Raw genomic sequence first — 19,394 nt, 5'->3', positions numbered from 1 at the left:
GATGAAAGTCCGCAACTCTTTGAAATCTCTGCGTTCGCGCCATCGCGCCAACCAGATCGTGCGCCGCAAGGGCCGCGTCTATATCATCAACAAGGTGCAGCGGCGCTATAAGGCGCGCCAGGGCTGATCAGGGGTCCGTCGTGATTTCTGCCAAGCGAGAAACGTCGCTTTTGCTCTGCATTGCATATTGCTGGCGTCGCGCTTCCTAAGCGCGGCCCGTCATATTTCATGACCCGAGCCGCTGTTACGGCGGCGCGGGCGTTTGTGTGGCTAACCGACCGTGGCGGCGGCTCTCAACGAGAGAGCCCTTTGCGCCATGACCAAAACGCCTCCTCCCGTGATCCTGACCGGTGATCGTACGACCGGTCCGTTGCATCTAGGCCATTATGCGGGATCGCTTCAGAACCGCGTCGCCCTGCAACACACTCACGAACAATATCTGTTGCTCGCCGATTCACAGGCGCTCACCGATAACGCACACGACCCGGAGAAAGTCCGTCGCAACGTGTTCGAGGTAGCCCTCGACTATCTGGCTGTTGGCGTGGACCCGGCTGTGTCCACGATCTGCGTCCAATCTCTTCTGCCCGCGCTCGCCGAGCTGACGCTGCTGTATTTGAACTTTGTCAGTCTCGCCCGTCTCGAGCGCAATCCGACCATCAAGGATGAGATACGCGCGCGTGGTTTCGACCGTGACATCCCTGCCGGCTTCCTTTGTTACCCGGCCGCGCAAGCTGCCGATATAACGGCATTCAAGGCGACTTTAGTGCCTGTGGGAGAAGACCAGGCCCCGATCATCGAACAAACGAACGAGATCGTGCGGCGCCTTAATCGACAGATCGGTCGAGACGTGCTGCTCGAAGCTCGGGCTTTGATTCCGCGGGTGGGACGGCTTCCCGGCGTCGATGGCAGATCGAAGATGAGCAAGTCCCAGGGCAATGCTATTCCGCTCTCGGCAAGTGACGGTGAGATAGAGGAGGCGGTGCGGCGCATGTACACCGATCCCGGCCATCTGCGCGCCTCTGATCCCGGCCGTGTCGAGGGTAATGTCGTCTTCACCTATCTGGACGCATTCGACGATGACCGTGAGGCCGTCGCCCATCTAAAGGCTCGTTATCAGCGTGGCGGGCTCGGCGATATGGCGCTGAAATCGCGCCTGACTGATGTCTTAAAGGCGTTGCTTGGCCCAATTCGCGAGCGGAGGTCTGAACTGAAGCGCGATCCTGATTTTGTTATGGACGTTCTCCGAAAGGGGACGCGCAAAGCGCAGAATCTAACCGCAGAGACCATGGCGGAAGTGCGCGAAGCCTTAAGGCTTTTTGACCTTAGGGCTTCTTGACCTGGAGCAGAGGCTTTGATCGGAAGCGAGTAGACGCCAGACTAATCGCTCGCCTCCGCAACGCCCATGAGCGCGAGCACATGCGCGTTGACGCTGCGGCTGAGAGCGTCGACGTCATAGCCGCCCTCGAGCATTGAGACGATTCGGCCGCCGCAACGCCGGTCGGCGATATCCATCAGCCGTTTGGTCGCGTCGCCGAAGTCCGTCTCGCGGAGTCGCAGGCCGCCGAGCGGGTCCCGCTCATGGGCGTCGAAGCCCGCCGAAATCAGGATCAGATCGGGCGCGAAATCGCGCACCCGCGGCAGGATTCGGTCGGCGAGCGCTTCTCGAAAGGCGTCCCCCGTCGAGCCGGCGAGGAGCGGCGCATTGACGACGTTGTCGTGGTCCCCCGTGTCATTGCGTCCGCCGGTGCCTGGATAAAAGGGCGCCTGATGCGTGGAGCAGAACAGCACTCTATCGTCGGCCCAGAAAATCTCTTGCGTGCCATTGCCGTGATGGACGTCGAAGTCGACGATCGCGACGCGTTCAGCCCCATGCGCCGCCAGGGCGTGGCGCGCGGCCACGGCGACATTGTTGACGAAGCAAAAACCCATCGGATTGTGGGCGCCCGCGTGATGCCCAGGCGGGCGGACCGCGACGAAGGCGTTGTCGGCTCTACTCGACATGACTTCATCCACCGCGGCCACGGCGCCTCCCGCCGCGCGCCAAACGGCTTCGATCGTCTTCGGACACATCAGCGTATCGCTGTCGAGCGCCGAATAGCCTTCGCGCGGCGCCGCGCGCTCGAGGGCTTCAAGATAGGATTGCGGATGGACGCGTTGCAGCGCCTCCGCTTGCGCTTGGGGCGCATTCATTCGGCTCAGCGACGCGAATCGCGCGTGCTCCAAGCCGCGTTGGATCGCCCGCAACCGTTCGGGAGCTTCGGGATGGCCGGGACCCATCTCATGAAGGAGCCCGCTTTCATGTGTGACGAGAAGGGTTTTCAATGCTGCGACGCAATCCGGGCAGGCCACGCTACGCCAGTCAACCTTATGATTCTCGGCCTTCTGCGGCCATCTGTCCATGAAAAAGAAATGGTAAAGCTCAAGTGCAGGTCCGCGCCGGTTAGCGTGGCGCCGGCGCAACAGTAAGGGAATAATTCCGAAGACGTGATCCCAGCGCCAAAGTTCATGATAAGAAAATCGTAACAACTGTTTTTCGGCAGGAAGGAGTGCCTGAAATGAGTTTCAGATATGTGACAGCGGCGTCCGCGCTTCTCGCTGTCTTTTTGGCGGGTTGCAACGGGGGAACGCCTCTTCCTGATCCGAGGCTTAATGGCCGCGACGCCGAATTCATGGCGCTTGCTCCCAAGGCTGGGGTAAGCTCGCAATATGAACGCTACCTCGTCGATTTTAAGACGAACGAGCCCGTCGGTTCGATCATCGTCGATAACCGCTCGAAATTCCTTTACTATGTCATGCCGGGCGGAAAGGCCGTGCGCTACGGCGTCGCCACCGGTCAGGACGCGATGGCCTTCACCGGCCGGGCCTATGTGGGCGGCATGCAGGAATGGCCGCGGTGGATCCCGCCGAAGGACATGCTCGAGCGTTGGCCGCATCTCCAGCCGACGGCGGACGCCGGCGGTCTGCCCGGCGGTCCCGACAATCCGCTCGGCTCGCGCGCGCTCTACCTCTATCAGAACGGCAGGGATACGCTTTATCGTATCCACGGCACCAATGAGCCGGACAAGATCGGACAGGCGGTGTCCTCGGGCTGTATCCGCATGCGCGACATCGACGCGATCGATCTCTACAACCGCGTGAAGGTCGGCACGAAAGTCGTCGTGCTCTAAGCTTTTCGCCACAGCTGATTAAGATTCCTGCGACGCCCTCCGCCCAGCGCGCGAGGGCGTCGTCTTTTGCGCCATCGGACGTCCTGCAGTGGCTCGGCGTAACCGCAGCCCGAGCAAAACCGGTCTTCTCGACCGATCGCCAGTGTGCGCCGTCGCACTGCGCCTTGGTAAAGCGAACCTTAATGTCGCGAATGCTCGCAGGGTGCGGGCGATCGAAGAGGGAAAATCGTTATGCGTCCGACGACAAGCATGGGCTGCTTAGTCCTGGTGGTCTGCGTTCTCTTGCTGGAATTCGCTGGCGCGGGCGCTTACCTCGCGTCGTCCGCGCAAGCGAAACCTTCGGACCCTTGCTACGGCTATGCGATTTGCCAGTAAAATTTTCATTCGGCGGCGAAAGTTCGTGGAACGCGCGCCCGACATTTGCGTTTCTTATTTGAAAGGCCGGCGCGCCCAAATCGATGCTCGAAAGAGCGGAGACGCGGAGCGCCGCGCCTTTCAAGTTTTCATATCCGTTGCGGCGAGAGGCGGAAGGCTGGGCCGTCATGCGCAATTTGGTTTTGTATGTACTGATGTTGTTCCTGTTCGCGGCAGGCGTTGCAAGCGCCACGACGATTCTCTCTCGACCGTCGCTCAGCGACGACGATTTTTGCTTTGGATACGCGATCTGCGAATAGTCAGGCCGAATGTTTCTGACGCGCGAGTTCACGCAAGCGCGCGACGCCGCGCGTCAGCGATCCTGCTTCAACGCCGATAAACGTTTCTATTCGCCTGCACATCGCGTCGGCGGTCTGATAGACGCGCTGTTTGAACGGCGCGACCAGTCTGGCCGCCCAAGCGCGAATCTCGATGACAACCGAATAGATCTGACGGAAGCGGTCGATCTGCATCAGCTTGTCCCGGCAGATGTCGAAAAGAAACGACATGCAGCCGAGCGCCAGCGTTTTGGCGAGAAGGATCGCGAAAAGCCCCGTGAACACATGTCCATGCGCGATCAATTCAAAACCGACCAGCTTGGCCGGGAGAATCACGAACACTGGCGCGATAAATATCGCCAATGTTTTTAGGGGCGTAAGCGTCGCAACGAAGTCCTTGAACTGCTGCTCGTAGCGTTCAAGCCCAAGCGCGCGTCCAAGATCGTGCAGCCATTGGCTGAAATGATCCCACAGCCAGGTTTCGACCAGAAAGAGGACGGCGAGCGTGAACCAGAGCGCGTCCCTCAGGCGCTGTTTCCAATTTTCCATACGACTTCCTCTCACATGCGGCGGGCGCGTAGCGCCAACGCTCGGCGTGAATCACGGCGGCCGACATGGCCAGCTCAAATGTGAATGGCGCGTTTGGCGACGGCGAAGGCCGCCTCGCGCATCGCCTCCGAGAGCGTCGGATGGGCGTGGCAGGTGCGCGCGAGATCTTCCGCGGACCCGGAAAATTCCATCAACACCGCAGCTTCAGCGATCAATTCGCCGGCCGCGGCGCCAAGAATATGGACGCCGACCACCCGGTCGGTCGCGGCGTCGGCGATGATTTTCACGAAACCGTCGGTCGCGCGCATCGCGCGCGCGCGGCCATTGGCGGTAAAGGGAAATTTGCCGATCGCGACCTCGATCCCTCGGGACTTGGCCTCTTCTTCAGTCATGCCGACTGAGGCGACTTCAGGCATCGTGTAGACGACGCTGGGAATGACGCCATAGTTCACATGCCCCGCCTGTCCGGCGAGGATTTCGGCGATGGCGATGCCTTCGTCCTCAGCCTTATGGGCAAGCATCGGTCCGCGCACGACGTCGCCGATGGCGTAGACTCCAGGAACATTGGTCGCGAAGCCTTCGTCGATGACGATGCGCCCGCGCTCCAGGGCGACGCCGGCGTCCTCGAGTCCGAGACCCTGCGTGAAGGGGATGCGGCCCGTCGCGATGAGCACCGCGTCCGCCTCGATCGTGTCGGACGTCGCGCCATCGACCGACGAATAGGAGACGACAGCGCGCTCGGCCTTGCCGGTTCCCTCGCGCCGCACGCCTGTCACCTTGGAGGCGAGGCGGAAATCGAAGCCCTGTTTTTCGAGGATCTTCTGAAAGCGCGCGGCGATCTCGAGATCAAAGCCCGGCAGAATGCGATCGAGATATTCGATCGCAATCACTTCCGTCCCCAGCCGGCGCCAGACCGATCCAAGCTCGAGTCCGATGACGCCCGCGCCGACGACGACCAGCCGGTTCGGCGTCTTCGCCAGGGCCAAGGCGCCGGTCGACGAAAGGATCAGCTTTTCGTCGACCGCAATCTGCGCGCCGGAGGCGTCGCGCAGGGGCGCGACAGCCGAACCGGTGGCGAGAACAATGTTCTTCGTTTCCAGTGTTTGAACGGCGCCGTCGGGCCCGACGACCTCGACTCGCCCGGCGCTTTTCAGCCGGCCGACGCCGCGAAACGACTCGATCTTGTGCTTCCTGAACAGGAACGCGACGCCGTTGACGTTCGCGCCGACGGTGTCGTCCTTGTGCTTCATCATCGCCGCAAGATCGAGACGCGGCGGATCGACCATGACGCCGAGCGGCGCCAATCCATGCGCGGCTTCTTCGAACATATGCGACGCGTGGAGCAGCGCCTTCGACGGAATGCAGCCGACATTGAGGCATGTGCCGCCGAATGTCGGGTCCTTCTCGACGACGGCCGTCTTCAATCCAAGTTGCGCCGCGCGGATCGCGCATACGTAACCGCCTGGACCGGATCCGATCACGATAAGATCGTAGGTCATGTCATCCGCAACTCAAAAATGGCGCCGCTGCCAAAGTCCGTTTCTCAGATGAACGCATCCGAGATGAATTTTGGCTAAACGCCGCTCTCGGAAATCAGCCGGCGGCCCAGACGTAGATGAGCGTTGCGATGAGCCCCAGCGCGGTTTGACCCAGCTCCAGGCGACCCCAAAGATTGATCACCTTGCGCGCTTCGTGCGCTGCATCGGCCTCGATCAGCGCCAGGATGCGATTGTTGAGCGGCACGATGGCGAGATAGGTGTAGGGCCAGCTCGCGATGGCGAGCAGGGCGCCGAAAAGCCATCTGACGTCATCGAGCTCGCGATAGGCGATGAAGCCGAAGAGGGCGGCAAGCGCGGCAAAACTTGCGAGCACAATGAAGCCGCGGTGATCGGAGGGCTCCCACTCCTTGATCAGCGCGTCGTCGCTGAGCGCAAGCCGCGCCGGCTGTTCGACATAGTTGACGTAGAGCGAGGCGCCGGTGAAAGCGCCAGCCGTCGCGAGCGCAAGCGAACCAATAATCATTCAAGCGTCCTTTGGCGGTCGGCGCATAACTCGGCGTTCCTGGCGACTCGACCCCGACCGCCGACCCGCCACCGTTGTTATTCTTTAAGCTGACTCGATCGCTTCCTCGTCGCAGACGACGCGGGAGTTGCTCTCGGCTTCCGCGGCGACGTCGATTTTCACCGCCTTCACCACATCCTGCTCTTTTCGGCGATCGGTGAAATGGTCGAAGAACACCCGCATGGCGCGATCGACGCCATAGGGATTGATGCGTCTCGTATCCTCCCGATAGAACATCGGCACGTTCGGAGAAACCGTGGCGAGATCATAGGAGGGGAGATAGGCGATGTTCGGCCTTGCCCGGACCACCTCGTCGGCGGCGGCGCGCAGAATCGCCTTGACGGCGCAGTTCGATTCGATGACGTGCCGGTCTTCGTAGGTCGCGATAATGCCGACGGGCGACACGCTCAGCACGATGCGAACCTTGGGATTGACCTCACGAATGCGGTCGACCGCGGCCATGAAGTCGCGCACGACTTCGCTGACGGTCATATTGTAGAACTCGTAGACGCTCGGATCCCAGACGCCGCCGGCGACGCCCGGCGCAAGCTGCAGGATCGCGCCATCGGGCTTGTGGCGCCAGGTCTCGGTGTGGCCGAATGTGAAAACGAAGACGTCCATCGTCTCGAACATGTGGCGGACTGCGGCGAGATGCCGCTCGCGATCGGCGCGCATCTCGTCAATCGTGGCGTATCCGTCCGGTTCGATGCGCGGCCGGAACGGATCGACGACGCGGCCGTCTTCCGGACGGTTCCAGTAATCGAGTTGCGGCGTGAAGCGTCCATAGGCGCGTTCGATCAATTGCAGCAGCTGAGCGGTCGTGTAGAGATTGCCGTAGCGGCAGGAATACATTGAGTAGTTGCGGCGCAGCGCCTCATCCGCGGACATGCCAGCCGGCGGCTGTTCGGCGAGATAATAATGAAATCCGCTCGCCTGCAGGCGCATCGCGATCTCTTGCGCGAAGCAGCTGCCGCCTGTGGCGACCTTGTCCTGTGGCGAAATCTTGAAAGGCGTGCGAATGATTGGATCGAGCGCGAAGGGCGGCAGCGACGTCACCGCCTTGCGCCAAAAGCGATGGTCGGGTAGGGAGCTATAGGGGTTCTCCGCCATGGTCGCACTCCTTTCTGATCCGGCTGATCGTCGCGGATCGAGCTTTTCCCGCGTCGTTCGCGAGCCGCCTTCTGGCGTCGCAACATAGACGGCGCCCGCCCGCTTGTCACCCGGCGGCGCCGCTGAGAACGCCCGCGCCGTCGCCAAGCCATGAAAGACCGCATGTTAACGCAGGTTGACAGACAGATTCTAAAATCCTGGCGGCAATACGCCATCGAGCCGAGGATCGCGAAATTCACCGGCCGCGTCATGCGCAACACCGGGCCGCGGATCGCGATCGTCGGCAACTGCCAGAGTTTCGGCGTCGCCTACGCCATGAAAGTGCTCGATCCGAGCGCGACAGTCGACCATTTTTCGATGATCGCCCGCGCCCGCTCGACGATGGGCCTCTTCGCCAAGACGCTCGAGACCTACGACTACGTCTTCTCGCACGACTTTCTTGACGGTCATGTGCGCGGGGGCGGCTCGGAGGAACTACGCCAGCGTCTGCCGAAAACAATAATCTTTCCTGCGATCGGCTTCGCGGCCTTTCATCCCGATCTCGTCTATATCCATGATTTGACGCGCTTGCACGGTTTCGTCTCCGGTCCGATCGGAGCCTATCATTCAGCGATCGGGCTTTTCGCCTACCGCAAAGGCCTGTCGCTTGAGATGGCGAACGCCCTCTTCAACGAAAACGTCTTTGATGCGCTCGGCTATTTGGACATGTGGAACGACGCGTCGCGCGAGCTGCTCGACGCCGCGCGCGACAAATATGGCGTCGATCTTTCGGCCGAGCTGATGAACTGGTCGCGCCGGGGCGTCTTCATGTACAGCACGGTGCATCCGATGAGCTTCGTGCTGTTCGATCTCTCCAAAAAACTTTTCGAGAAGGTCGGACTCAAGCCGCGCGCGGTGAATTTCAACTACTACGACATTCACGATCTTGCGCGCAGCGAGATCTTCCCGATCTATCCGCCGATCGCCAAGCGATATGGGGCGCAGGGCGGCTATATGTTCAAGCTGCAGAACCACCATATATCGACGACGGTGGGCGATTTCCTGAACCTGCCGCAGTTTCTTGCGTCCTGTTACAAGAGCTACAGCGCACATGATCTGTCAAAGCTCAGCAATGCGCGCGTCGACGCCTGGCTCGCCGACGAGGCGACGAGCGGACTGCTGATGAGATTGGCGCGGGAGAATTTCGCCGCCGGTCTGACGCCGACGCTGTAAGCATTGCTTGCGTCATTCCCGACGCGCGCAATGCGCGCGCGATGGGGAATCGAGAGCAAGACCAGCGCGTTTGGATCGGCCCTGGATTCCCGGTCAGGCTTTTTGCCTGCCGGGAATGACACGGCCCAAATGCACGGATATCCGTACTATTTCCAGCGCGTGTCGAATTTCGACAGGTCGAACGGCGGCTTATAGGGATGCAGCGGATTTTCGCCGCTGAAGGGCTTCGCCACGGTGAGAATGCGCTCGCGATGTTTCAGGGGCGCGAAACCCGAAGGATCCAGCGCGCCGGTGAAGCCGATAAGATGCGCCGGATCGACATTGAGCTTGAACGCCGGCGGCGGACGCATCCAGCTCTGCGAGGCCACATCCATATAGGCCGTCTTCAACATATGGTTGAGGCCCCACTGCGTCGGCACGAAGCAGGATTTGGCCGAGTCCGACATGTCCCAATAATAGGTGTCGGGTCGCAATTCGAGCGTCGCGTCGCCTTCGAAAACTGCGATTGATCCTTCGTGCATGAGATGCCGCACTTCGGCAAATCCCGCGAAGGGGTCGACGAGATGGTAGTAGACGCCAAGACAGAGGACGATGTCGAAAGTCTCGTTGAGCTTCGAGGCTTCGTAGATCGAAACGTTCTGATCGATCTCGACGTTGGACTTTAAAAGCTTCTTGGCGAGGCGCAGCCCGGCGCCGCTCGCCCAGTTTTGGCTCACGTCGTCGGTGGCGACAACGCGCTTGGCGCCCCGCCGCTCCGCGTAAAAGCTCCAGAATCCGTCCCAGCAGCCGATTTCGAGCACGCTCTTGCCGGCGAAATCGATCTTGTCGAGTTCGCTCTCGATGAAGCGCCAGATGCGACGGTGATCGTCGGCTTGCGACACGCTGAGGGCGCGCAGCCCGTTTCCGAAATCGAACTCATGATACCAATGAATGGCGTCAATTTCCTTTTGCAGCGCTTCGCGCGAGGCTGCGTCCTGCACGTCCATCGAATGTTCCTTGGATAATTGCGTCAGGCGCGCGACAGCGCCCACTCTAGTCGCGGCGAGGCGCGGATTTTGCCTTTATTCCGCGCTCCATGCAAGGTGAGGCCGCACCGTCCCGACGCCGTCGAGACTCTCCATGTCCGTCGCGAAGGCGCGGATACGTGGCGCGATCTCGTCGCGAAAGCGCGAGCCGTTGAAGACGCCGTAATGGCCGACGCCCTTCTGCACATAATGGCGCTTCCGGGCGGCAGGAATATTGGCGCAGAGATCCAGCGCGGCCTCGGTCTGGCCGACGCCGGAAATGTCGTCCTTTTCACCCTCGACGGCAAAGAGCGCCGTGCGGCGGATCGCTTTGAGGTCGATCAGATTGCCTCGGTGGCGCAACAGGCCGAGCGGCACCTGGTGGCGGACGAACACGCGATCGACGGTTTGAAGATAGAATTCTGCGGTCAGGTCCATCACCGCGAGATATTCGTCGTAAAAATCGCGGTGTCTTTCGGCGGAGTCGCCGTCGCCTTCGACGAGATGGTTGAACATTTCGAGATGAGCCGAGATATGGCGCTCGAAATTCATCGACATGAAGCCGGAGAGCTGCAGAAAGCCCGGATAGACTTGGCGTCCCATGCCCGCGTGCGGAAACGGCACGGTGTGGATGCAATGGCTGCGGAACCAATCCATGCCCCGCTGCTGCGCCAGCTTGTTGACGGCCGTCGGGTTCACACGGGGGTCGATGGGGCCGCCGATCAGCACCATTGATTCCGGGACGTCGGGATCGTCGTCCGCCTCCATCGCGGCGATCGCGCAGATGAGCGGCACCGAGGCCTGACAGATGCCAAGCGTATGCAAGGGCGTTTGGGTCGCGTCCAATGCAAGGAAGCGCATAATTTCAATGAGATAATCGACGTAATCATCGAGATCGAAAGAGCCGTCGACGAGCGGCACCGTGCGCGCGTCGCTCCAATCCGTGATGTAGACGTCGTGGGTCGGCAGGAACGCCTCGACCGTGCCGCGCAGCAGCGTGGCGTAGTGGCCGGACATCGGCGCGACTATCAGCAATTTCGACTGTCGGGGCGCCGGACCGGCAAACTGCCGCTTGAAATGCAGCAAGCCGCAAAAGGGGCGGCTCCAGACAACTTCCTCGACGATCTCGACCTCGGCGCCGTCGACAACCGTCGTGTCCAAACCGAACAGCGGTTTCCCGTAGCGGCGAGTCATGCGCTCGAACAGCTCCGCGGAAGCGGCGACGTTGCGGCCGAACGAGGTATGATGCAGCGGATTGAGCGGATTCTTCATCGCGTGCAACATCGCGTCCGTCGCCGCCCGCGCCGGCGCGAAAGCCAAGTGCAACATTTCGTAGAGCTGGTAAGACATACGGTCCATCTTTACGCTTCTCCCCGCCACCCCCGTCGCAGCCGCCGCGCTGCGATTTCATGTTGCACTGCACAATCATATTTATAACACATTCAAGATGGGCCAAGTTAGAAATCTGGCGAGCAGAGCTGTGGCGCCACGGAACTGAAAATTCGCAGTTCCGTCATATTCTCGCAGTCAAGGCCCCGACTGCAAGCGAAAACCAGAGCGTGGCGGTTGAAATCCGATAGAGCGCCAAAGCGCGGCGAATATCCGCCGCATCGGCCTCGCACCTGCCGTCGCCAAGACTCGCGCCGTCCGCCGCCTCAGCCCCGCCGTAGGAGCGTGGCCCGCCGAGCTTGAGGCCAAGAGCGCCCGCCGCCGCGGCTTCGGGCCAGCCGGCGTTAGGGGAGGCGTGCTTCGGCGCATCGCGCCAGGCCGCCGTCAGCGCTTTGGCCGGGGAGGCGTCCCTCATCGCCAAGGCGCCGATCGCCAGCAGGCCCGCGGCCGCGCGCGCGGGGAGGACATTCATCACATCGTCGCAGCGGGCCGCGGCCCAGCCGAAGGCGAGATAGCGCGGCGACTTGTGGCCGATCATGCTGTCGGCGGTGTTGACGGCCTTGTAGGCGAGCGCGCCGGGTAAGCCAAAAACCGCGAGCCAGAGCGCCGGCGCGACGACGCCGTCGGAGAAATTCTCGGCAAGGCTCTCGATCGCGGCGCGGGCGACGCCGGATTCGTCCAGCGCCGATACGTCGCGTCCGACGATTTTCGCCACCGCCGTCCGGCCGTCTTCCACCGAGATCGTTAGAGCCTCCGCGACCGCGGCGACATGCGCATGAAGGCTGCGCTGCGCCAGAAGGCTGGACGCAAGCACAGCGAGCGCCATCCAACCGAGCGGAAGCGCGAGCGCCGCGCGTTCGATCAGCGCGCCGCTCCCAACTGCGACGACAAGAAGCGCGGCGAGAGCGAGGGCGCCTTTCGCCCGTCGAAGCGCGAAGCAATCGCCCTCACGGTTCAGTCCTCGGTCGAGCGCGGCGATCAACGCCCCCATCCATGTCACCGGATGGCCGATCCTGCGAAAAAGCGCATCCGGATAGCCGGCGCCCGCCTCTATGGCGAGCGCCAGGAGCGCAACGTCGAAATTCACCGTCCAAAAAGCGCGGTGATCGAGGCCTTGGCCAGCGCGTTCTGATTAATGGTGAAGCCGGCGATGGCGGTGCGGCCATGGGCGGCGTCGCCGAGCTTCTCCGTCTTGAGCGCATAGACGGTGAAAACGTAGCGGTGCGGCTTGCCGGGCGGCGGGCAGGGGCCGCCATAGGCCTTGTCGCCAAAGTCCGTCTCCAAATGATGCGCGCCGGGCGGCAGATTTTTACCAGACGCCTCGCCGGCGCCCCGCTTCAGGCCCCGAACGTCGGCCGGAATGTCGACGACGAGCCAGTGCCAGAAGCCGGCGCCGCCCGTCGGCGCATCGGGATCATGCACGGTAACAGCGAAACTCTTGGTTCCAGGAGGCGGGTCGCTCCAATTGAGCTCCGGCGAGATGTTCTCACCGGTGCAGCTCATGGAATCATAGACATGCCTCATATCGATTGTCTTGCCTTCGGCGATGTCGGGGCTTGTGAGCTCGAACGCATGGGCGCCGCTCGTATCGGCGGCGGCCAGCGCGATAAGGCCGAGAAAGGATGAAACGCTGCGCAACATGTAAGCGTGCTCCTCAAATCTGGAATTCGCCGCATCTTTAGCGGATCGGCGCGCCGGTGTCGCGCGCCCGCGCTTCGCGGTAAAGAGGGCGCATGAGCGATGCGGGAAGTGGGCGTCCTTTGCGCCGCGGCTGGACGACGGGCGCCTGCGCGACCGCCGCGACGCGCGCCGCCTTCGAGGCGCTGATGACGAACGCGCCGCCTCCCGATCCGGTCGAGATCGCGTTGCCGTCGGGAAAGCGCGTCGCCTTCGCGTTGGCGACCTTCGAACGGGAAGGGGATGTCGCCCGCGCCGGCGTGGTCAAGGACGCCGGCGACGATCCGGACGTCACCCACGGCGCCCTTATATGCGCGCAAGTGCGCCGCGGCGCTCCGGGCGCGGGCGTGCGGTTTTTCGCGGGCGAGGGCGTTGGCGTCGTGACGCGGCCGGGGCTTCCGCTGCCGCCCGGCGAGCCGGCGATCAATCCCACGCCCCGTAAGATGATGCTTGAGACGATCATCGAAGCGAGCGCGAAGATCGGCGTCGGCGCGGACGCCGACATCGAAATTTCGATTCCCGGCGGCGAGGAACTCGCCAGACATACGCTCAACGGCCGGCTGGGGATCGTCGGCGGACTCTCCATTCTCGGCACCACCGGGATTGTGACGCCCTTTTCCTGCGCCGCCTGGATCGACAGCATCCATCGCGGCGTCGATGTGGCGCGCGCCAGCGGCTTAGCGCATGTCGCCGGCACGACGGGCTCGACCTCCGAGGCGGCGGTGAAGCGGCTTTATGATTTGCCGGAGACGGCCCTGATCGAAATGGGCGATTTCGTCGGCGGGCTGTTGAAATATCTTCGCACGCATCCGGTCGCGCGGGTCACGATCGGCGGCGGCTTCGCCAAAATGACCAAGCTCGCGCAAGGACGGCTCGACCTCCATTCGGGGCGCTCGAGCGTCGATTTTGCGCGGCTCGCCCACACCGCGCGAGAGGTCGGCGCGGGCGAAGAGATTGCGGCGCTCATCGCCAATGCGAATAGCGCGCTCGAAGCCTTGCAGGTCGCGCGAAGCGCCGGGGTCGATCTCGCAGCGCCGATCGCGCGCGATGCCTGGAGAACCGCTGCGCGGGCGCTCGATACGGCGGAGGGCGAATTGGAGATCATCATATTCGACCGCGAGGGGGCTCTACTTGCCCGCACGGCGTTTCAAAGGGCCAGCATATGAGCGAAAATCCGCATCTCACTCTTGTGCTCGGCGGCGCGCGTTCCGGCAAAAGCGCTTATGCGGAAAGTCTCATCGTCACGCATCCGTCGCCCTGGACCTATATTGCGACAGCGGAGATTCTCGATGAGGAAATGCGCGCGCGCGTCGACGCGCATCGCGCAAGACGCGGCGAGGATTGGCGCACGGTCGAAGCGGCGCAAGCGCTCGTCGAAGCGGTTCGCGAGGCGCCAGTCGATGGCCCGTTGCTGATCGACTGTCTCACGCTCTGGCTGAGCAATCGGCTGCTCGGCGGCGCCGATCTTTCGCGTGATCGCGCGGCGCTTGTTCATGCGTTATCGTTCCGCTCGGCGCCGACCGTCGCCGTCTCGTCCGAGGTTGGATTGTCGATCGTGCCCGACAATGCATTGGCGCGTTCTTTCCGTGATGCGGCAGGCGAATTGCATCAGTCTGTCTCACGGATTGCGGGAAGAGTCGCGCTTGTCGTCGCGGGCAATCCGCTGATCGTGAAGGGTCAGCCGAACGTCTGATTTTTGGCGTTCTGCGCAGATTGAATCTTGTGCGCGTATTTGAAGGAGAACGTTCATGTGCAACAGTTTGCTCAAATCAAAAATCCCTGTCGCTCTCGCCATCGCGGCCCTGTTTGCGATCAAAGCGGCGTCAGGCGCCGAGCGTCTGCCGGCCTACGGCGCAAATCTGTCCGAGACTTCCGTGTCAGGGCTTTCATCGGGCGCCGCGATGGCCTTGCAATTCCATGTGGCGCATTCCGGCGTTGTCAAAGGCGCGGGGATCATCGCCGGCGTGCCTTACGACTGCGCGGAGCAGAGCTCTAATCGCGCGACCGGCAATTGCATGAAGCCGGACGCTACGCATCCTGTCCCGGATCCGGCGCATCTGAAGGACATCACCGACTCGCTCGCGCGCTCGGGGGCCATAGACGACGTCGCCAATTTGAACGATGCGGGCGTCTGGCTGTTTTCCGGCCGCAAGGACGGTGTGGTGCTTCCCGTCGTGATGGATGCGGCGCGCGACTATTATTCGTTTTATGTGCCGCCGGATCGCATCGTCTATCGAAACGACATCGGCGCGGGCCACGCGATGGTGACCGAGGACTTTGGCGACAAGGATTGCGCGGCGACCAAGGCTCCGTTCATCGTCGATTGCGATTTCGACGCCGCGAAAGCCTTGCTCGAACAGATTTACGGTCCGCTCAATCCGCCGAGCGCAGAGCCCGCCGGAAAATATGTCGAGTTCGATCAGAAGGAGTTTCTGCCGGACGGCAATCCCTACAATCACAGTTTAAGCGATGTTGGCTACGCCTATGTGCCGCATGCCTGCGCCTTGGAGACGTGCCGCGTGCATGTCGCGCTGCATGGCTGCAAACAGCAGGCCGCCCAAATCGGCGACGCATTCTATAAGAACGCCGGCTACAATCGTTGGGCGGATACGAACCACATTATCGTTGTGTATCCGCAAACCATCAGCCGCTGGGGCTGGGGCTGGCCGTTCTATACGTTGAATTTCGTGTGGAACCCTAACGCCTGCTGGGACTGGTGGGGCTATGACAACGCCGAGCACCACACCAAGAAAGGTCCGCAGATCGCCGCCATTCGCGCGATCGTGGACCGGCTCGCGACGAAGCCCTGAGTCTAGCGCCTCATGTCGTGCTTGTGCATCATCATTGCGCATGTCGGGAGATGGCGATTGTTGTGACAATTTGGGTGTGCCTTTTGGCGCCGTTCGCTATCGGAACAATAGCCAAATTGCGAATTAGGGCGCGTCATTTGCGCGCCTCCAACCTCGACTCGCCCGATAGGACGAAGACCGGCCGCCGTTTCCCACTCAGTCTGCTGCGCATTTCTTCGCTTGGCTAGGACGCGAATAGTTGGCGTGTGGCCATCGTTCGGGTCGTGTGACGTGATGGCGGACGGGCAAGCTCGTCGCGCCAAAAGGCAGACGTCGCGAGGGGCGGAGAGCGCCTATATTTTCGAGTTCGCACGAGCGACTGCCCGAAACAAATTGAAATCAATTGGCCTCAGTCCGGCTGAGGAAGTAGCCCCATATGCTAGGCGCGGCTCGGAAATGTCGGACGTCACTGCGTTCGCTCGACCCCGGACGGCGTGGATAAAAAAGGGGTAAGGATATGAAAAGATCGCTTGGCGTGCTCATTGCATTTAGCGCGATTTCAGTGGGCGCGCAGGCGGCGGACTTGCCTTCCCATAAATCTTCGCCGCCGCCGTACTTAATTGCGCCACCTCCGCTTTGGACCGGCTTCTATGTTGGCGCAAACCTCGGAGGAGGAGTGCCGAATAGGGGAGCCGGCGGCGTAATCGGCGGCGGCCAGCTGGGTTACAATCACCAATTTTCGCCGCTGTTTGTCGCCGGCCTTGAAACCGATATCCAGGGATCAAGCATGAGTGGCGTGCATTGGTTTGGAACGGTTCGGGCACGCTTGGGCACAACGATAGTTAGTCCGAAATTGCTCGTTTATGGGACCGGCGGATTCGCCTATGGTGGAAGCAGCGGCGCGGGGGCAGGCTGGACCGCCGGCGGCGGCGTTGAATGGGCTTTCGCTCCGAAATGGTCTGCGAAGGTTGAATACCTCTATGTCCGCCTTTCCCAGAACGAAGATTTTGGGCCACGTCGACATGGCGACCAGGGTTTCCACGTCGTGCGAGCGGGACTCAACTATCGCTTCGATCCATATGCATTTCTAAGCCCGCGAAAGGCCTTCTAAGCGTTCCCAAGGGTCGGATACGCTTAGCCGCCTGGCGACGTTCATCACCATAGCGCGTTCCTTTCGATCAAGCGTGAAGGCAGACATCATGTGTAACAATGATGTGTCGTCTCGACGGCGCAAACGGCTGACCGCGACGGCGGGAGCGCTGGCATTTGCTATTTGTTGTAGCGAATTGGCCGCGCTCGCCGGCGTCGTCTCAGTTGCGTCGGCGACTTTCGCACGAGCGGAGCCTGGCTGGGGACCGCCGCCTCCGCCCCCAGACTCGTGGGGACCACGCCGCAGACGAGGGCGTCGATTGCCGTCACCGCCACCACCTCCTCCTCCTCCTCCGCCTCTGCCTTTTTTTTGACGAATGGCCCGATCGTCAGGACGGACACAAGCGCCGAATGCGAGGCGAAAGCGTCGATAAGTTTCACAGGGAGCGTTTTACGCGCCCGCCGCGTTCAGCCCTTTCTCCAGATCGGCGATGATGTCGTCGATATGTTCGATGCCGATCGAAAGGCGCACATAGCCGGGCGTGACGCCGCTCGCGAGCTGCGCGTCCTCGGCGAGCTGCGAATGCGTCGTCGTCGCCGGATGAATGGCGAGGCTGCGCGCGTCGCCGATATTGGCGACGTGATAGAACATCTCCAGCGCGTCGATGAATCTGCGGCCGGCGTCGAGACCGCCCTTCAGCTCGAAACCCAGCAGCGCGCCATAGCCGCCCTTCAGATAGGCGTCCGCGCGGCGGCGCATCTCGCCGGTCTGTTGCGAGGGATGAATGACGCGCGTCACTTCACTGCGCTTGCTCAAGAAGTCGACGACCTTCTGTGCGTTCTGCACATGACGCTCCATGCGCAGCGTCACCGTTTCGACGCCCTGCAGCGTCAGAAAAGCGTTGAACGGCGAGGGCGCGGGACCGAGATCGCGCAACAGCGTCGCGCGCGCCTTGATGATGTAGGCGACCGGTCCGATCGGCTTGACCGCCTCAACCCAGACGGCGCCATGATAGCTCGGATCTGGCGTATTCAGCGCCGGCTGACGCTGCGGGAATTTCTCCCAGTCGAAATTGCCCGAGTCGATGATGGCGCCGCCGATCGACGTGCCGTGGCCGCCAAGATATTTCGTCGTCGAATAAACGACGATCGCTGCGCCATGATCAATCGGCCGGCAGAGAATCGGCGCCGCGGTGTTGTCCATGATCAGTGGCACGCCGAGTTCCCGGCCGATCGCCGCCACTTCGGCGATCGGAAACACGGTGAGTTTTGGATTAGGCAGAGTCTCGGCGTAATAGGCGCGCGTGCGCGCGTCGGTCGCGCGGCGGAAATTCTCGGGATCCGCCGGATCGACGAAGCGCACCTCGAGGCCCTGGTCCTTCAGCGTATTGGCGAAGAGGTTCCAGGTGCCGCCGTAAAGATCGGTGGACGAGACGACATTGTCGCCGACGCGCGCCAGATTCTGAATCGAAAGCGCCGAGGCCGCCTGTCCCGAAGCCAGCGCCAGGGCCGCCACGCCGCCCTCCAGCGCCGCGAGCCGCGCCTCCAATACGCCGGTCGTCGGGTTGCCGATGCGCGTATAGATGTGGCCCAGTTCTTTGAGCGCGAAAAGATTGGCGGCGTGCTCGGTGTCGCGAAACTGATAGGAGGTCGTCTGATAGATCGGAACGGCGACGGCGCCGTTGGTCTCATCTGCGCGCCAGCCGGCGTGGAGCGCAATCGTTTCGGCGTGCTTGCTGTCGACGGCCATCATCTTCCTCCCAGAACAGTTTCCGAAAAAGCTGACAGACTTTTTCGAAGAGCGCCTGCTCCACCATTTTGATTTTGAGCGATTCTTATCGATCACATGATTCCGTGTGATCGGGAAGCGGCTCCGGCGTAAGCGCAAGCTGAATACGGCAAAGCGTATGCGAGCGCTACATCGCGCGCTTCACGCCATTGCTAGTTTTATTCCCGCCTCCATTTACCCGCGGGGCGAATTTTGCGCGTTGGCGCCTCGCCAGGGAGTTCGACATGAAGACAGGAATAGCCGTCATCGGAAGCCTCGCCCTCGCCTTTCTGGCGTCTGCGGCGTTGGCCGAGGAGCAGCAGTCACAGCTGCAGCAACAGGAGCAGGGCGTGACGTCGGGGCCGGCCGCCGGCACGCCTGTTGAGCCTTCGGGATCGGTGCAGAAGGACAATCCCAAAGCGGAGGAGGTCAATCCAAGCGGCGTTTCCGGGCCAAGTGGAACCTCGGCCGGCGCGCCGGCGGTGGAGGGCAAGAAAGGAACACAGAGCGGGCAGGAATGGTCCCCGCCCGAAGAGATCAGGCGGAAGAAGGGGCCAAGCTCATAGCGTCAGTTCGAACGGCGATCAGCGGCAAGGAAAACACGGGTCGGGAATCGCTGTGTGTGAATCGATCGGCGGCTTCGCGACGCATGGCGACTGATCTCAGCGTCGTGAGAGTCGCCGATCGCTTTTCGCCATGGATGCGATGATGCGAATCTCAAGCTTGGCGTTATTCCTTGAGTCGAGGAACTCGCCGACTATAATCCGCCCGGGCCATAAATGAGCGCAACCCCGCGACTCGGGCCCAATCCAAAGGGGGATTCGCCATATGAAAAAACTACTGCTGTTGACGGCCGCAATCGCTGCGGGCGCAATCTTCGGCGCGCC

Annotated in this window: 20 protein-coding genes; 9 read left to right on the top strand and 11 right to left on the bottom strand. The window is 61.8% G+C overall.

Translation table 11 applies throughout. The features are described from left to right. Position 1 precedes the first annotated feature (1 nt). The gene (gene ykgO / locus NEI07_RS13625) at positions 2–127 is read left to right on the top strand and encodes a type B 50S ribosomal protein L36 (RefSeq protein ID WP_014892454.1); all 126 of its coding nucleotides are present in this window, start codon (positions 2–4) and stop codon (positions 125–127) included. A 189-nt stretch (positions 128–316) separates the two neighbouring features. Then, positions 317–1,336: a tryptophan--tRNA ligase gene (trpS, locus tag NEI07_RS13620; protein WP_256035236.1), complete on the top strand. Its 1,020-nt coding sequence runs from the start codon at positions 317–319 to the stop codon at positions 1,334–1,336. Between the two features lie 41 nt (positions 1,337–1,377). Here the strand turns inward: trpS and NEI07_RS13615 are convergent, their stop codons facing one another. Then, positions 1,378–2,277 (bottom strand): histone deacetylase family protein, encoded by a 900-nt coding sequence (locus tag NEI07_RS13615; RefSeq protein ID WP_256035273.1) that lies wholly within the window; start codon positions 2,275–2,277, stop codon positions 1,378–1,380. 278 nt (positions 2,278–2,555) lie between these two features. Here NEI07_RS13615 and NEI07_RS13610 point away from each other — a divergent pair, with 278 nt between their 5' ends. Next, entirely contained in the window at positions 2,556–3,167 is a 612-nt protein-coding gene (locus NEI07_RS13610; RefSeq protein ID WP_256035235.1) for a L,D-transpeptidase, read from the top strand. Positions 3,168–3,841: 674 nt separating this feature from the next. Here the strand turns inward: NEI07_RS13610 and NEI07_RS13605 are convergent. From NEI07_RS13605 to NEI07_RS13590, 4 genes are all read right to left on the bottom strand, one after another. Then, a complete protein-coding gene (locus tag NEI07_RS13605; protein WP_256035234.1) occupies positions 3,842–4,408 on the bottom strand; it encodes a hypothetical protein in 567 nt (188 codons plus the stop codon). Positions 4,409–4,482: 74 nt separating this feature from the next. Next, complete coding sequence (gene lpdA / locus NEI07_RS13600; protein ID WP_256035233.1) at positions 4,483–5,907, bottom strand: dihydrolipoyl dehydrogenase; 1,425 nt, start codon at positions 5,905–5,907, stop codon at positions 4,483–4,485. 94 nt (positions 5,908–6,001) lie between these two features. After that, on the bottom strand, positions 6,002–6,430 hold the full coding sequence (locus NEI07_RS13595; protein ID WP_256035232.1) for a DUF1772 domain-containing protein: 429 nt from the start codon (positions 6,428–6,430) through the stop codon (positions 6,002–6,004). An 84-nt stretch (positions 6,431–6,514) separates the two neighbouring features. Continuing rightward, positions 6,515–7,579, bottom strand: coding sequence for a GSCFA domain-containing protein (locus NEI07_RS13590; RefSeq protein WP_256035231.1), 1,065 nt, complete (start codon positions 7,577–7,579; stop codon positions 6,515–6,517). Between the two features lie 162 nt (positions 7,580–7,741). On the opposite strand from NEI07_RS13590, the gene NEI07_RS13585 reads away from it, so the two are divergent. Further along, positions 7,742–8,791 carry a WcbI family polysaccharide biosynthesis putative acetyltransferase gene (locus NEI07_RS13585; RefSeq protein ID WP_256035230.1) on the top strand — a complete coding sequence of 350 codons (1,050 nt, stop codon included), beginning with the start codon at positions 7,742–7,744 and terminating at the stop codon, positions 8,789–8,791. Between the two features lie 146 nt (positions 8,792–8,937). On the opposite strand, the gene NEI07_RS13580 is transcribed toward NEI07_RS13585, so the two are convergent. The 4 genes from NEI07_RS13580 to NEI07_RS13565 form a co-directional block, all read right to left on the bottom strand. Continuing rightward, positions 8,938–9,777, bottom strand: coding sequence for a class I SAM-dependent methyltransferase (locus tag NEI07_RS13580; RefSeq protein ID WP_256035229.1), 840 nt, complete (start codon positions 9,775–9,777; stop codon positions 8,938–8,940). 75 nt (positions 9,778–9,852) lie between these two features. Then, entirely contained in the window at positions 9,853–11,145 is a 1,293-nt protein-coding gene (locus NEI07_RS13575; RefSeq protein ID WP_256035272.1) for a polyhydroxyalkanoate depolymerase, read from the bottom strand. Between the two features lie 163 nt (positions 11,146–11,308). Then, positions 11,309–12,271, bottom strand: a complete 963-nt coding sequence (gene cbiB, locus NEI07_RS13570; protein WP_256035228.1) for an adenosylcobinamide-phosphate synthase CbiB — start codon at positions 12,269–12,271, stop codon at positions 11,309–11,311. Beyond that, positions 12,268–12,825 (bottom strand): YbhB/YbcL family Raf kinase inhibitor-like protein, encoded by a 558-nt coding sequence (locus NEI07_RS13565; RefSeq protein WP_305123744.1) that lies wholly within the window; start codon positions 12,823–12,825, stop codon positions 12,268–12,270. Before NEI07_RS13565 ends, cbiB begins: the two co-directional genes overlap by 4 nt. 92 nt (positions 12,826–12,917) lie before the next feature. Between NEI07_RS13565 and NEI07_RS13560 the strand changes: the two genes are divergently transcribed. From NEI07_RS13560 to NEI07_RS13545, 4 genes are all read left to right on the top strand, one after another. After that, positions 12,918–14,027, top strand: coding sequence for a cobalt-precorrin-5B (C(1))-methyltransferase (locus tag NEI07_RS13560; RefSeq protein ID WP_256035226.1), 1,110 nt, complete (start codon positions 12,918–12,920; stop codon positions 14,025–14,027). Then, the gene (gene cobU, locus NEI07_RS13555; protein ID WP_256035225.1) at positions 14,024–14,554 is read left to right on the top strand and encodes a bifunctional adenosylcobinamide kinase/adenosylcobinamide-phosphate guanylyltransferase; all 531 of its coding nucleotides are present in this window, start codon (positions 14,024–14,026) and stop codon (positions 14,552–14,554) included. Before NEI07_RS13560 ends, cobU begins: the two co-directional genes overlap by 4 nt. 55 nt (positions 14,555–14,609) lie before the next feature. Beyond that, on the top strand, positions 14,610–15,671 hold the full coding sequence (locus tag NEI07_RS13550; RefSeq protein ID WP_256035223.1) for an extracellular catalytic domain type 2 short-chain-length polyhydroxyalkanoate depolymerase: 1,062 nt from the start codon (positions 14,610–14,612) through the stop codon (positions 15,669–15,671). Between the two features lie 496 nt (positions 15,672–16,167). After that, entirely contained in the window at positions 16,168–16,761 is a 594-nt protein-coding gene (locus NEI07_RS13545; RefSeq protein WP_256035222.1) for an outer membrane protein, read from the top strand. Positions 16,762–16,919: 158 nt separating this feature from the next. Here NEI07_RS13545 and NEI07_RS13540 read toward each other — a convergent pair whose 3' ends face one another. After that, positions 16,920–17,180 carry a hypothetical protein gene (locus NEI07_RS13540; RefSeq protein ID WP_256035220.1) on the bottom strand — a complete coding sequence of 87 codons (261 nt, stop codon included), beginning with the start codon at positions 17,178–17,180 and terminating at the stop codon, positions 16,920–16,922. Between the two features lie 10 nt (positions 17,181–17,190). Beyond that, positions 17,191–18,489, bottom strand: a complete 1,299-nt coding sequence (locus NEI07_RS13535) for an O-acetylhomoserine aminocarboxypropyltransferase/cysteine synthase family protein (protein WP_256035218.1) — start codon at positions 18,487–18,489, stop codon at positions 17,191–17,193. Positions 18,490–18,752: 263 nt separating this feature from the next. Here NEI07_RS13535 and NEI07_RS13530 point away from each other — a divergent pair, with 263 nt between their 5' ends. Continuing rightward, positions 18,753–19,073, top strand: a complete 321-nt coding sequence (locus NEI07_RS13530) for a hypothetical protein (protein ID WP_256035216.1) — start codon at positions 18,753–18,755, stop codon at positions 19,071–19,073. Positions 19,074–19,394: the final 321 nt, after the last annotated feature.

The sequence above is a fragment of the Methylocystis suflitae genome (genome assembly GCF_024448135.1).
Lineage (GTDB): Bacteria > Pseudomonadota > Alphaproteobacteria > Rhizobiales > Beijerinckiaceae > Methylocystis > Methylocystis suflitae.
This window is presented reverse-complemented; position numbering and strand designations above follow the sequence as displayed.